Source organism: Bradyrhizobium sp. LTSP849, from assembly GCF_000938255.1.
GTDB lineage: Bacteria > Pseudomonadota > Alphaproteobacteria > Rhizobiales > Xanthobacteraceae > Bradyrhizobium.
This window is the reverse complement of record NZ_JYMR01000016.1, coordinates 18,384-31,969: the sequence shown is the minus strand read 5'-3', so window position 1 is coordinate 31,969 and position 13,586 is coordinate 18,384. Positions and strand designations below refer to the sequence as shown.

Genomic DNA, 13,586 nt, shown 5'->3' with positions numbered 1-13,586 from the left:
AGAGATATATCTATCTCAAAAATGCGCTTGATGGTGACGCCGGTGACTGCCTAGCTCTGAACAGGCCTGATCGAAAATTTTGCGGGAACGCGAAGGCTGCCGTCAAGACGGCGGGATCTAATAGCAACCCGATGGGAGTTCGAACGCGCCGGAAAATTCCGCACCCAGCATCCTCAGCCCGCCTACCTATCGCGGCTGAATGCTGTTCAGAACCTCAAGCGCCAACCCGACCAGCGGACGTGACCAGGCCCGCAGCTTCCTATGGAAGATTGATGAACATAATAACGATCGCGGAGGAGTTCGCTCGGACGAGGATATTGCCGAGAGCCCCTGTTTGGGAGAAGTCGCGCGCGATGGCCACGGCCGAAATCCGTGAAGCGATCAATGCGGGAATTGGATCAATTAGAATCGGTGCTGAGTTTGGCGGCCTGGGTCTCGATTATTCGTCCACAGGAGCCGTCCTGCGAATCCTAGCCTCCGCGGACTTCGCGTTCGCGTTCAGCTTGGCGGTGCACAGCGCGGTTGCTGGATCGATATCGGAGCAAGGATCGCCGGCTCAGATCGCGCGATACCTTCGCTCTGTACTATCCGGAGAGCTGATACTGTCCGTATGCATAGCCGAGCCCTCAGCAGGCTCTGATGCGGCCGCCATGCGGACGACAGCGACGCCTGACAAAGGGGGCTGGCGCATAAGCGGATCCAAGGCATGGATTACCAATGCCACGTCCGCAGATCTCTTTCTCGTATACGCCCAGACCGACTCTGGAACGGGGCCGGCAGGCATTGCCGCCTTTCTCATCGAGAGGGAATGTCCAGGCCTCTCCATCACGGCTCCGTATGACCTCGTCGGGTGCCATTCCATGGGTCTTGCCGGCGTCGAACTCGCCGACTGCTTCGTGCCCCATGAAGCGCTTTTTGCTCATCCCGGTGAAGGGTTCAAACGGGCGATGAGCGGGATTGATGTCGCGCGCACGCTGGTTAGCGCTATGTGTTGCGGAATGATGGAAGCAAGCCTCGCATTCGCAATAGAGGCAACGGCCGAGCGTTCGGCGTTTGGTTCAAGGACGATCGACTTTCAAGGGGTGCAATGGATGCTGGCCGACGTCGCCACAGATCTTTCGGCCTCAGAGCTGCTCTTCAAGGCTGCTGCATCGAAGCTTGATCGAGGGGAGCGGGCGACAATTGATGCTGCGCACGCCAAGAAATTTTCTACAAAAGTAGCGTTGAGCGCGGTCGCTCAATGCATGCAGCTCAGTGGTGCGCGTGGACTCTTGGCCGAGACACCTATCTCGCGCCATCTCGCTGGCGCTAAAGCTGCCCAGTACCTGGATGGAACAACTGAGATACAGAATGTTGTCATCGCAAGGTCTCTTCGGCCGCGCGTAAATCAAGCTTTGTAGGTTTCAATGGAGCTTCCGCGCCGAATAGCGCAAAGGCCGGTCGCGGGGAGGTAGTGCGTGGCTCATTCGCTTAGTATCGATGACATCATCGCGGAGTTGCCGCGTCGTCTTCACTTGGCGGTAGATAACCAAGCGGCCATTGCGCCGAAGCAACCCGCCGTCATCGACCATGCGAATGCACTGACATTTGAGGAGCTAAGGCGATCCTCGATGGATACGGCTACGCGATTGGGCGAACTGGGGGTACGCGCCGGCGATCGCGCGATGATTGTCAGCGAGAACTGCGCCGCGGCCGCCGTCCTTTTACTGGCCATGAGCCGGCTCGATGCATGGGCAATAATTGTCAACCCGCGGCTTTCGCAACGGGAGCTGGAGCAAATCCGAGAGCACAGCGGCGCGCGCTTGGTTCTGTTCGCCTCCGGCGTGTCTCCTGAGGCTGCAACGCACGCGGTGTCTTACAACGCAAAGTCCGCCGGTATCGTCGGTTTTGCCGAGATCGCTGCGTCCGAAATCAACGTGGCCGCGCGTCCGGAGCGCGTCGAGGAAGACGGGCATAAGCAAGTTGCTATTCTTGTTTACACATCGGGCACCACGGGAACTCCAAAAGGAGTTATGCTCACGCATCAGAACCTTCTCTTTAGCGCGCGAACAAACGCTTTGTATGAGGCCCGAGGGATCGGCCACCAGCTCTATATTGTTCTTCCAATCTCACACATCGCCGGGTTCACGTTTCTGCTGATGTCCATGATGATGGGCGCAACCGGCCGCCTAGTCCGTAGATTCGAGCCGGCGCTTGTTTCAAAAGCAATATCGAGTGGGGAGGTATCAATACTCGGCGGAGTCCCCGCGACGTTTCAAAGATTGCTGGAATACGAAGATGCCTTCGGCGCTATGCGCGATGATTGCGGCGTCCTCAAGCACTTAATGGTTGCCGGCGCGCCGCTGGATCTCACACTGAAATCGCGTATCGAAGAGAGATACCGAGTCCCACTGTTGAACTGCTACGGGACAACGGAGTGCTCGCCGACCATCTCAAGCGTTCGTCCTGATGAGCCGAAAAGTGATCAGACCGTGGGCTCGTTCGTTGCGGGCGTGGAAGGGCGTATCGTCAGATTGGATGGCTCGATTGCAGCTGCGGGCGAGGTCGGCGAGCTGCACGTCCGCGGACCGAACGTCATGCTGGGTTATTATCACGCACCCGAGCTGACCGCCGCGGCCATCGACGGTGGGGGATGGTTCAATACGGGGGACCTTGGCCGTATCGACGATGCTTGCCTGTATATCGTGGGGCGGGCAAAGGAAATGATCATTCGGTCAGGCTTCAATGTATACCCAGCCGAAGTAGAGGCGGTTCTAAACTCCCACCCAGCGGTCATTCAGTCCGCGGTTGTGGGAAAGCCGGTCCCGGGCAATGAGGAAGTCATAGCGTTCGTACAGCTGCAATCGGACGCGGAAACGACCGTTGACGACTTGGCGGAGTATATAAATCCTCTTCTGACGTCCTATAAGCGGCCGTCGCAGATCATCAGGCTCGAAAGCCTACCGGCAACAGCCACGGGAAAGATCCTGAAAAGCAAGTTGGCTGCTTCGGTTCGTCAGGCCAAGCAGTAAACGTCGAATGAAGCTATCTCGGTCACCCGCGTCGGTTGGCGACATCGGTCATAGATGACTTACGATGTCGATGTGCATGAGCGGCGCGTTAGAACGGCGGTTAAGTCAAATGGTGCGCCCGTTCATTGCTCTCGATCTGAGGCTCTGGTATGCCAGATTTATGGACCAAACTGTAGATCTGAGCGCGCAAGCGGAGAAGACGATCCGCGAAGGTATCATCCGTGGAACATTCGGATTCGGCGAGAAGCTGTCCGATCGCGTGCTCGCGTCGTCTCTAGGGATCAGCCGAACGCCGGTGCGAGAGGCTCTTGCCAGCCTCGCGCGAGAAGGACTGGTGGTGATCCGCCCCCAGAGTGGGACGTTCGTTATGGTCTTGGACGAGGAGTCCGTGCGTGCCTTGTGTGAGATGCGCACGATCCTCGAGCTAGGCGCCCTTCGCATTCTTACGGATTATCCCGAGCGGCTCGCCAGTGCGGTTTCGAAACAGATTGCTGGCGGTGCGTTGGCAGTTGAGGCGAAGGACGTCGAAGAGGCCGAGAGAATGGACTCGGCATTCCACCAGGCGTTTGTGCACGCAGCGGAAAACCCTCTCCTGACCCAAGCATATCAAATCATCACGCATAAGCTCGATGCCATTCGCCATCGGTTGCCTCCCGACCTTGAGCGGATGCGCAGAGCGGTGGAGCAGCATCGGCGGATCGTCGATTTGACGATAACGGGCCGCATCGCTGAGGCGAATGAAGAGCTCACCTCGCATTTGAAGATCGTCCAGCAACTTGCCATGCGCATCGTCGGCCCGCTGAAGTGATGGCAAACCGAGGCCCTCGTAATCGAGGCGTTGCGTAGACCAATCTGGAATACCAGTTGACGTGAAATATTACATTTGCCATAAACTGGAATTCCAGTTTGTGAGGTATTCGCGTGGCCAGATTCGAGACGAAGGTCCTGATCATCGGTGCGGGGCCTGCCGGCTATACGGCCGCGATTTACGCGGCTCGGGCAAATCTCAATCCGGTGCTGGTCACAGGGATACAGCCAGGCGGACAGCTCACCACGACCACGGGCGTCGAAAATTTTCCCGGGTTTGCCGAGGCAGTCCAAGGGCCGGAGCTCATGGATCAAATGCGGCGGCAGGCCGAGCATGTGGGCACCGGCATCATCTACGACACCATCACTTCGGTCGACCTTTCGCAGGATCCAATCGTCGCCCAAGGCGACTCCGGCGATGTTTATCTGGCGGACACTCTGATCATCGCGACGGGCGCGCAGGCAAAATGGCTCGGTCGTCCCGGCGAAGCCGACTATTCGGGCTACGGCATCTCGGCTTGTGCCGTTTGCGATGGATTCTTCTATCGCGGCAAAGAGGTCGTCGTCATAGGAGGCGGCAATACGGCCGTCGAAGAAGCTCTCTATCTGACCAATCACGCTTCCAAGGTAACGCTGGTTCATCGGCGCGACAGCCTGCGCGCCGAGCCGATCATGCAGGATCGTCTCTTCGGCCACTCGAAGATTGACGTGATGTGGAATACCGAGATCGTCGCTTTCCTCGGAAAAGATGAGCCATCACCCCGCCTGGCCGGACTCCGGCTGCACGACAGAACAACGGGAACTGAATCTGTGATCGCGGTCGACGGCGCGTTCGTGGCCATCGGTCATGACCCCGCGACGTCGCTCTTTCGAGACCAGTTGGACATGACTGATGACGGCTACATCAAGATTGCTCCGTGGTCGACGGCGACGTCGCGCAAGAACGTCTGGTCGGCGGGTGATGTGAGCGACGACCGTTACAAGCAGGCCGTCGTCGCAGCTGGCATGGGCTGCATGGCGGCGCTCGAAGCAGAAAAATATCTAGCCGATCGCGCGTCACACGCCGCGAACCGACCGCCCGTTGGAATCCCCCAGCCGGTGGCCTAGCCAGGAGACGCTTTCCTTCATCGTTAATCCGGCATTCCGTGCAAGCACCCCCCAAAGAGAAAGCTCAGATGACGACATTGCTCGGAAGGCTCTCGAAGAATCTCACCGTGCAGGTCTTGCTGGCACTCTTGTTGGGCGCGACCCTGGGTGTGCTTTGGCCCGCTGTCGGGGTCTCGATGCAGATCTTGAGCGACATCTTCATCAAGTTGATCAAGATGGTCATTCCGCCAATCGCGTTTCTCACGATCGTTATCGGCGTTGCGGAAGTGCGTGACTTGCGTCGGTTGGGGCGCGTGGGCGGACAAGCGCTGATCTACTTTGAGGTAGTCTCGACGATTGCTCTGGTCGTCGGCATGATCGTTATGAACGTCCTGAAGCCGGGCGCCGGCTTCGACAAGGCTGCCGTCGGTAGCCAGGCCGTCGACATATCTAAATATAAAGCGGCTCCCGTCGGGTCTTATTTTTTCGACTTCCTGTCTGGCATCGTTCCTGACAACGCGGTGGCGGCTTTTGCGAAGGGCGATCTGCTCCAAATCGTCTTCTTCGGAGTATTGTTCGGCTGTGCGGCCGTTTTGGTCGGTGATCGAGCGAGGCCCTTTGTTTTGGTGGCCCAGTCCGCGAACGATATTCTGTTCAAGATCGTCGGGATGATCATGCGGCTCGCGCCAATCGGCGCATTCGGCGCCATGGCGTTTACCGTTGGCCGCTACGGCCTCGGATCAATCCTTGTCCTGGGCCATATGCTGGTTGCCGTCTACGCGACCTGCATCATCTTCATGTTCGTCGTGCTCGGCGCGGTTGCCCGATTGAATGGCTTCAGCTTCGTTCGCTTTCTGCGCTACATGGCCGACGAGGCCCTCATCGTCCTCGGGACCTGCTCCTCAGAAAGCGTGCTGCCGCGGCTGATGGACAAGCTTTCACAGTTGGGATGTTCACGATCGAGCGTCGGACTCGTCCTTCCGATCGGTTACTCGTTCAATGCCGATGGCACTGCGATCTACCTTTCGATGGCTGCTCTTTTTATTGCGCAGGCTTATGGGATCGAAATGACCGTATTGCAACAGATCGGACTTCTGCTGTTGCTTCTCATCACCTCCAAGGGGTCCGGCTCGGTCGCAGGATCGGGGTTTGTGGTTCTCGCAGCGACACTCTCTGCCACGCATGTGTTGCCCGTGGAGGGGCTCGCGTTGCTGATTGGCATCGATCGCTTCATGTCGGAAGCCAGATCCGTGACGAACATCATCGGAAATGGCGTCGCGACCGTCGTTGTTTCAAAAATGAGCGCAGAATTCGATCCGGTGCAGGCCGATTCTGCTTATGCGCAGCGGTTTGGTGCGGGGGTGAAATTTAACCTCAAACCCTTTGTGACTTCTGCCGACCAAGAGGTGGTCCCGGCGGCGTCGATGATATCGCCGCAGCCGGACTAAAAATAGCGTCGACTTTGTAATTGACCAAGGGCGGTGATCTTGCGGCAATCGCGAGTGGACACCCCGATCTAAGAGTAGGGAGACCATGACCGTGGATATCAGCGAGCGACAGCAGGATGGTGTTGTGATCTTCGCCAAACGCGAATGCGAGACCTGCCAAATGGTCGAACCGGTATTTGGGCAGATTGCCGACAACCTACCGATCGTCATCTATACGCAGGACGATCCGACCTTTCCGTCGTGCGTCGCAGCAATTGACGATACGTCGCTCGAATCATCTTTCTCGTTCGATATCGAAGCCGTTCCGACACTCGTCCGCATGAAAGATGGTAAGGAGATCGCGCGAACCTACGGTTGGAATCGTCATGATTGGGAGACGATTACGGGTCTCAAAGCTCTCGGAGAGGGCTTGCCGGACATGCGGCCCGGGTGCGGCTCGAAATCACGGGAGCCGGGCGTTCACGACGCCTTGCGCGCTAAGTACGGCAAGCTTGACTACAAGTCGCGGCAGATCCGGCTCGGCGAGTGGGATGACGACATCGAAGTTTGCTTCGATCGCGGTTTCAGCGACGGGCTGCCGGTAGTTCCACCGACCGACCTTCGCATTTTGCGCATGCTTGAAGGGACGACACGCAAGCCCGACGAGATCATCGGCGACGTTCCCCCCAATCTCTCACCCATCACCGTCGAGAAGGTCGCGATCAACGCGGTGATGGCCGGCTGCCGGCCCGAATATATGCCGGTCGTTCTGAGCGCACTCGAGGCAGCGTTGGATCCGCTCTTCACGATGCACGGTCTGTTGTGCACGACATGCTTTTCGGGCCCTATTGTCGTTGTAAATGGACCGATCGCTCGCGAGATCGGCATGAACTCCGGCATCAATTGTCTTGGCCAGGGTAACCGCGCCAACGCAACGATCGGCCGGGCGCTTCAACTGATCATTCGCAATGTCGGGGGCGGCCGCCCGGGAGAGCTCGACCGTGCAGTGCTGGGAGGTCCCGGTAAATATACATTCTGCTTCGCGGAGGATGAGTCCGATCCAACATGGATGCCGCTCTCAGTCGCGCGTGGGATCGGGCGTGACAAGAATGCGGTTACGCTTTTCCAAGGTGACGGAATTCAAGGGTTCCTAGACCAGCGATCCCGAACTCCCGAAGAACTCACGAAATCGCTGGCCATGTCCTTGCTCGCGGTCGGACATCCCAAGCTGTGCGAATTCACAAACGCCATGCTGGTTCTGGTGCCCGAGCACTATGCGATCTTCCGCGAAGCCGGATGGGACCGCGGACGTATCACCGAGGAGCTTCACAGGGCAATGGTACGTCCCGGAAAGGATGTGATCCAAGGCGCACATGGTGTCGGCGAAGGTATCGACCGAAAGCGGGTCGACGAAATGGTCAACAAGTTCTGGCCCGAAGGCCTCCTGATCGTTCAGGCTGGCGGACAGGCGGGCTTGTTCTCAGCGATCTGCGCCGGCTGGACCGGTGGCCGTTTCCGGAATGAATCAAAGCCAGTCACCAGGGAGATTACCATATGAGATACGGAGTGAGTTTCCGCGACCCCACGGCCGAGTCGGCCTCGGCGTTGCGGGATCGTGTAGCCCCGCTCGAGACCGTCGGCGGTAAGACAATCGCGCTCATGGATATCGGGAAGATGCGTGGCGACGAGTTCATCGACCGTCTCGAACAGCTTTGCGCCGGACGCGGCATCAAGACCCTCAGATACAAGAAGCCCACAAATACCCGGGTCGCCCCTCGTGAAATGATCAAGGACATTGCCGAAAATTGTGATGCAGTCATCATTGCGCTGTCGGACTGCGGATCGTGCACGTCATGCTCCACGCATGATTTGAATGATCTCGATAAGAAAGGCCTTGCCGGCGTTAGTGTCCTGACGACTGAATTTCGGCAGGCGTTCGAGTCCCAGAAAGCATCGATCGGTCTGGATGGTGCCGCGGTGTACGTGGCGCATCCGCTTCAGAATAGAACCACGGCAGAGCTCCATCGGTGGGCCGAAGCCGCGGTAGATGAGATTCTGCAGATGATCGCACGTGATCAGTCCAAGCCGAAAATGCGCGAAACGGCCTAAGGGGTCGCGTGAATTGAAGGACTGCGATTGCCGAACTCGGCTCCTGGCTGAGTTCGGCGGGCGGCCACCTGCTCCTTGAACGAAAAACGGCGGCCTCGGCGGCTTCTAGTGTGGCTACCCATTGTTCCAGTTTCTGGAACAGAACCTGCCGGATGACGGCCATTCGGCGCGTGCCCAACTCGCACTAGGTTTGTGGGATCAGACGTGGACCGTCTGGCGGGTGGTAATGACGTCGTCCGCTGATGAATGAGGCAGGCATGGGTACAGAGCAGAAGGTCGTCGTCATCACCGGCGCATCGCAGGGCTTCGGCGCCGGGCTCGTGAAGGCGTATAGCGACCACAATTACCGTGTGATTGCCAACTCACGCTCCATCAAGCCCAGCACGGATCCGGACATCTTGACGATCGCGGGCGACGTCGCGGATCCCAAGACGGCTGATCGCATCGTCGAGGAAGGCTTGGCACGTTTCGGACGTATCGACACCCTCATCAACAATGCGGGGATATTCATCGCCAAGCCGCTGATCAACTATACCGAGGAAGATTATGCTTCGATCGTTGCGGTCAATCTTGGAGGCTTCTTCCGGATCACCAAACGAGTCGCGGCCGAAATGTTGAAGCAAGGCTCCGGCCATATCGTGCAGATTACGACCAGCCTCGTCGATCACGCCAACAGCAATGTTCCCTCGGTCCTCGCCTCGCTAACCAAGGGTGGGCTAAACGCGGCCACGAAGTCGCTCGCGATCGAGTATGCAAAAAAGGGAGTCCGGGTTAACGCCGTCGCTCCTGGTGTCATGAAGACGCCAATGCATGCTCCCGAAAAGTATGAGTTCCTTGCCAAGCAGCATCCCGTCGGGCGGATGGGAGAAATCAAGGATATCGTCGACGCGATCCTCTTTCTCGAAAACGCTCCCTTCGTCACCGGCGAGATTTTGCACGTCGACGGCGGCCAGAGCGCCGGTCGCTGACCTCTATGGAGTGGCGGCCGGTACTAGTTCTCCGGTCCGCTTCTACGAGCTGGACCCCGGAGGGGTATTGGCGGACTCAGGCCTTTCGACTGGACCGGTACTTCACCGGGCAAGCGTCCCGATTTGATAATCTCGGTTCGCCGCTTTGAGCTGGGATGCCATCAGTTCGGCGTTGGCGACCCCGGGCCGGAAGGGCGGAAAACGAGCCGACGCGGACTCCAACGGACCGAAATTCTCAGTGTTTGTTCGCGACGAGAGCACGCCGGCCAGCGTCTTGGGAGGAGGTACTATGCAGGGCACACCTATTCAGGCTTCAAAAAAGGGGCCTCTCGAAGGCATTACAGTTCTTGATTTCTCGCGGGTCTTGGCCGGACCGTATTGCACCATGGTCCTGGCCGATCTCGGTGCGCGCGTTATCAAGATCGAGAAGTTCGGCACCGGTGACGATACGCGCGCGTTCGGTCCGTTCGTCGACGGCGAGTCGGCCTACTTCATGTGCTTCAATCGCGGCAAAGAGAGCATCGTTCTCGATATCAAGTCGCCGCGCGACAGGGAATTGCTTGAGCGGCTGCTGGACAAGGCCGATGTGGTCGTCGAGAACTTTCGTCCCGGCGTCATGGACCGGCTTGGTTATGGCGCCGAACGGCTCGCCAAAACTCACCCGCACATCGTCTATGCGTCGATTTCGGGATTTGGCCATACGGGGCCCTTCAGTGATCTGCCCGGTTACGACATGGTCGTGCAAGCGATGGGCGGTGTGATGAGCTTAACAGGATGGCCTGACGGGCCGCCCTCGCGCGTTGGGACCAGTTTTGGCGATCTCGGTGCCGCTCTGTTCGCGACTGTCGGCATCCTCTCCGCGCTCTTCAAACGCGTGCAAAATGCCCAGGGAGCGCGTGTGGATATCGGCATGCTTGACTGCCAGGCGGCGCTGATGGAGACGGCACTCGCACGCTATGACGTGGAAGGTAAGATACCTGGCCGCACCGGCGACAGTCACCCTTCATTGGCTCCGTTCGAAAGCTTCGCCGCAAAGGACGGACGCGTCATCATAGCCGCGGGCAACGACACGCTTTTCATGCTGATAGCAGACGCGCTTGGATCGCCCGCGTTGGCACTAGATCCACGTTTCATAAGCAATGATCTGCGATGCAGCAATCGTCCCGCCATGATCGCGGCGATCGAGGCGGTCACCACGCGCGAGCCTGTTGAGCACTGGGTTGCAAAGCTTAATGAGGCCGGCGTCCCCTGCTCTCCGATCAACACGATCGACAAGCTGTTCGATCACCCGCAGCTCAAGGCCCGGAACATGATCGTGAAGGTCAGAGGTGTGGGTACCCGTCATATCCGTACCGCCGGCAACCCGATCCGACTGACCGGATACGCCGAGAACGATGTCGAAACGCCCGCCCGCTCGCCGGGCCTCAATCAGCACCGCGAAGCAATTCTGAACGAGCTCATGGCTACACATGGCGCCTACGCGAACGCGGCGGCCGGTGACGTCATCCCCGACGAAATCGATGCGTCCGGCTCGCTGCCGCGAGCGGCCGAATGACACGGGCATCCCCCAAACGTAGGAAACAGGCCATGAGCAATACTGTCGCCCCCATCCGCAAAGACAGCCCATCCCCTTCAGAACCGCCGGCCGCAACACCCGAGACGAGTTCGCCGCAGACGATTATCGTGGAGCGCCGCGATCGTGTGGGCCTCATTACCTTGAATCGGCCAAAGAGTTTGAACGCCCTGAACGGGCAACTGGCGATCGAGACATTGGCGGCATTGAAAGCCTTCGATGTCGACGATCGGGTCGGAGCGGTCGTGATCACCGGCAGCGCGCGCGCCTTTGCGGCCGGAGCGGACATTGCGGAAATGGCCGAGAAGCCCTTCACCGATTTCTACATGAAAGACTTTCTCGGACCGTGGGATGACGTCAAATCCATTTCCAAGCCGATCATAGCGGCGGTCGGCGGGTTTGCGCTTGGTGGCGGTTGCGAGCTGGCGCTGCTTTGCGACTTCATCATTGCGTCGGAAGACGCACAATTCGGACAACCGGAGATCAAGCTCGGTATCTTGCCCGGTATTGGAGGGTCACAGCGGCTAACACGTGCGGTCGGCAAATCGCTTGCCATGGATCTTGTTCTGACCGGCCGCACCATCGGGGCCGCCGAGGCGAAGGCTGTCGGTCTCGTTGCGCGTGTCGTGCCGAGCAGCGATCTCATGCAAGTTGCGCTGGAGGCCGCGCATACGATCGCCGGCTACAACGCGCCGGCCGTCAAAATGGCCAAGGAAGCCGTTAATCGGGCGTTCGAAGGGCCCCTTTCGGAAGGGTTGCGGCATGAGCGTCTTCTGTTTCAAGCAGCGTTTGCGACCGAAGGGCAGAAGGAAGGCATGAACGCCTTCGTCAACAAGCGGGCGCCGGTCTTCCGCCACCGCTGACTGCTCACTGTTCCGGGTGCTTCGGTCTGTGATCCGGACGTGCAAGGGCTCGCGCGCGGGGTACCGCAACCCCTCAACAATTGGAGAAGACGGTGGTTTCCAGCAGTGAACTGGATGGCGACTATGACTACATTGTCGTGGGAGCCGGGTCTGCCGGCTGCGTTGTCGCCAATCGATTGTCGACCGATAAAGGGAAGCGGGTTCTTGTCCTGGAAGCCGGTGGCAAGGACAACTGGATCTGGTTTCACATTCCGGTTGGTTATCTGTTTGCGATCGGCAATCCACGTTCGGACTGGATGTTCGAGACAGAAACCGAAGCGGGGCTGAACGGGCGGTCCCTTAAATATCCCCGCGGCAAGGTGATCGGCGGCTCGTCCGCGATCAATGCCATGATTTCGATGCGCGGTCAGGCGTCAGACTATGATCACTGGCGCCAACTCGGTCTCACCGGCTGGGGTTGGGACGATGTCCGTCCGGTGTTCAAACGCCTTGATGATCATTTCCTGGGTGAAACTGAACATCATGGAGTTGGCGGCGAGTGGCGTGTGGAACGCCCCGGCGTGCGGTGGGATATCCTCGACAATGTTGCGAAAGCGGCCGTCGAGATGGGCATCCCGGCAACGACCGATTTTAACACCGGAGACAATACCGGTGTGGGCTACTTCCACGTCAATCAGAAGCGCGGCTTTCGCTGGTCGTCGGCGCGCGGGTTCCTGAAGCCGGTACTTCATCGTGCCAACCTGCGTCTCGAAACAGGCGTTTTGGTCGAGAAGGTGCTTTTCGACGGCAAGCGTGCTGTGGGTGTCCGATTCCAGCAGCATGGACGGACGACCGATGTTCGTGCGAAAGGCGAGGTGATCCTATGTGCCGGCTCGGTCGGTTCGCCCCAGATCCTTCAACTATCCGGCGTCGGGCCGGCGGAATGGCTCGGCGAACTTGGCATTACGACTGTCGCCGACAGATCTGGTGTTGGCCGCAATCTGCAAGACCACCTGCAGCAGAGAGCGATCTACCGGGTCCATGGCGTCAAGACACTCAACGAGACCTATCACTCGCCGATTGGGCGAGCGCTCATGGGCCTCGAATACGCATTGTTTCGCCGTGGTCCGCTTACCATGGCGCCGTCGCAGCTCGGGATCTTTACAACCTCATCGCGTATCTTCGATCGAGCAAACATCGAATTCCACGTGCAGCCCCTCTCACTCAATAAGTTTGGGGAACCGTTGCACCGCTTTCCTGCGATCACGGTTGCGGCCTGCAATCTTCGGCCGACTTCTCGCGGCACCATCCGCTTGCGCTCGACGGATCCGTCGGCGAAGCCTGTCATTGCCCCGAACTATCTTTCGACCGACGAAGATCGCCGCGTGGCGGCCGACGCCATTCGCGTTACGCGCCGCTTGATGAAGCAGCAGGCGCTTCTCCGCTTTCGCCCGGAGGAGTATATCCCAGGTCCGTCGGTCGATGACAGCGAAGCTGCTCTTGCCAAGGCAGCCGGCGACATCGGAACGACCATCTTCCATCCAGTTGGCACCGCAAAAATGGGCCTAGAGCACGATCCGCTGGCCGTTGTGGATCGGCACCTGCGCGTGATCGGTCTGGATGGGTTGCGCGTTATCGATGCATCGGTGATGCCGACGATAACTTCGGGCAACACGAATACGCCGACAATCATGATTGCCGACAAAGGCGCGAACTTTGTTCTGTGGGATGCCTAAGTCGGCGCTGACGGTCCTTAAAAAGAA

General features: G+C 58.7%; 11 protein-coding genes. All 11 read left to right on the top strand.

Annotation, left to right across the window (positions count from 1 at the left end):
• Positions 1 to 131: 131 nt before the first annotated feature.
• The 11 genes from UB31_RS11965 (at position 132) to UB31_RS11910 (ending at position 13,559) form a co-directional block, all read left to right on the top strand.
• Positions 132 to 1,400, top strand: coding sequence for an acyl-CoA dehydrogenase family protein (locus UB31_RS11965; RefSeq protein ID WP_082078498.1), 1,269 nt, complete (start codon positions 132 to 134; stop codon positions 1,398 to 1,400).
• Positions 1,401 to 1,457: 57 nt separating this feature from the next.
• The gene (locus tag UB31_RS11960; protein ID WP_044999814.1) at positions 1,458 to 3,011 is read left to right on the top strand and encodes a class I adenylate-forming enzyme family protein; all 1,554 of its coding nucleotides are present in this window, start codon (positions 1,458 to 1,460) and stop codon (positions 3,009 to 3,011) included.
• 76 nt (positions 3,012 to 3,087) lie between these two features.
• The gene (locus tag UB31_RS11955) at positions 3,088 to 3,819 is read left to right on the top strand and encodes a GntR family transcriptional regulator (protein ID WP_197087095.1); all 732 of its coding nucleotides are present in this window, start codon (positions 3,088 to 3,090) and stop codon (positions 3,817 to 3,819) included.
• Positions 3,820 to 3,932: 113 nt separating this feature from the next.
• The gene (trxB, locus tag UB31_RS11950) at positions 3,933 to 4,925 is read left to right on the top strand and encodes a thioredoxin-disulfide reductase (protein ID WP_044999812.1); all 993 of its coding nucleotides are present in this window, start codon (positions 3,933 to 3,935) and stop codon (positions 4,923 to 4,925) included.
• Between the two features lie 68 nt (positions 4,926 to 4,993).
• Positions 4,994 to 6,352 (top strand): C4-dicarboxylate transporter DctA, encoded by a 1,359-nt coding sequence (gene dctA, locus UB31_RS11945; RefSeq protein WP_063775624.1) that lies wholly within the window; start codon positions 4,994 to 4,996, stop codon positions 6,350 to 6,352.
• Between the two features lie 85 nt (positions 6,353 to 6,437).
• The gene (locus UB31_RS11940; protein ID WP_044999811.1) at positions 6,438 to 7,889 is read left to right on the top strand and encodes a thioredoxin family protein; all 1,452 of its coding nucleotides are present in this window, start codon (positions 6,438 to 6,440) and stop codon (positions 7,887 to 7,889) included.
• Between the two features lie 8 nt (positions 7,890 to 7,897).
• Positions 7,898 to 8,440 carry a UGSC family (seleno)protein gene (locus UB31_RS40405; RefSeq protein ID WP_156162694.1) on the top strand — a complete coding sequence of 181 codons (543 nt, stop codon included), beginning with the start codon at positions 7,898 to 7,900 and terminating at the stop codon, positions 8,438 to 8,440.
• Positions 8,441 to 8,697: 257 nt separating this feature from the next.
• A complete protein-coding gene (locus UB31_RS11925) occupies positions 8,698 to 9,408 on the top strand; it encodes an SDR family NAD(P)-dependent oxidoreductase (protein WP_044999904.1) in 711 nt (236 codons plus the stop codon).
• Positions 9,409 to 9,697: 289 nt separating this feature from the next.
• Positions 9,698 to 10,963 carry a CaiB/BaiF CoA transferase family protein gene (locus UB31_RS11920; RefSeq protein WP_044999810.1) on the top strand — a complete coding sequence of 422 codons (1,266 nt, stop codon included), beginning with the start codon at positions 9,698 to 9,700 and terminating at the stop codon, positions 10,961 to 10,963.
• A 32-nt stretch (positions 10,964 to 10,995) separates the two neighbouring features.
• Positions 10,996 to 11,844 carry an enoyl-CoA hydratase gene (locus UB31_RS11915; RefSeq protein WP_082078496.1) on the top strand — a complete coding sequence of 283 codons (849 nt, stop codon included), beginning with the start codon at positions 10,996 to 10,998 and terminating at the stop codon, positions 11,842 to 11,844.
• A 92-nt stretch (positions 11,845 to 11,936) separates the two neighbouring features.
• Positions 11,937 to 13,559: a GMC family oxidoreductase gene (locus tag UB31_RS11910; protein ID WP_044999902.1), complete on the top strand. Its 1,623-nt coding sequence runs from the start codon at positions 11,937 to 11,939 to the stop codon at positions 13,557 to 13,559.
• The last annotated feature ends 27 nt before the right edge of the window (positions 13,560 to 13,586 follow it).

Bases quoted from the DNA above. Each gene is read 5' to 3' on its own strand.
- UB31_RS11965 (WP_082078498.1), top strand. From the start codon at position 132: ATGGGAGTTCGAACGCGCCGGAAAATTCCGCACCCAGCATCCTCAGCC.
- UB31_RS11955 (WP_197087095.1), top strand. From the start codon at position 3,088: ATGAGCGGCGCGTTAGAACGGCGGTTAAGTCAAATGGTGCGCCCGTTC.
- dctA (WP_063775624.1), top strand. From the start codon at position 4,994: ATGACGACATTGCTCGGAAGGCTCTCGAAGAATCTCACCGTGCAGGTC.
- UB31_RS11940 (WP_044999811.1), top strand. From the start codon at position 6,438: ATGACCGTGGATATCAGCGAGCGACAGCAGGATGGTGTTGTGATCTTC.
- UB31_RS11925 (WP_044999904.1), top strand. From the start codon at position 8,698: ATGGGTACAGAGCAGAAGGTCGTCGTCATCACCGGCGCATCGCAGGGC.
- UB31_RS11920 (WP_044999810.1), top strand. From the start codon at position 9,698: ATGCAGGGCACACCTATTCAGGCTTCAAAAAAGGGGCCTCTCGAAGGC.
- UB31_RS11915 (WP_082078496.1), top strand. From the start codon at position 10,996: ATGAGCAATACTGTCGCCCCCATCCGCAAAGACAGCCCATCCCCTTCA.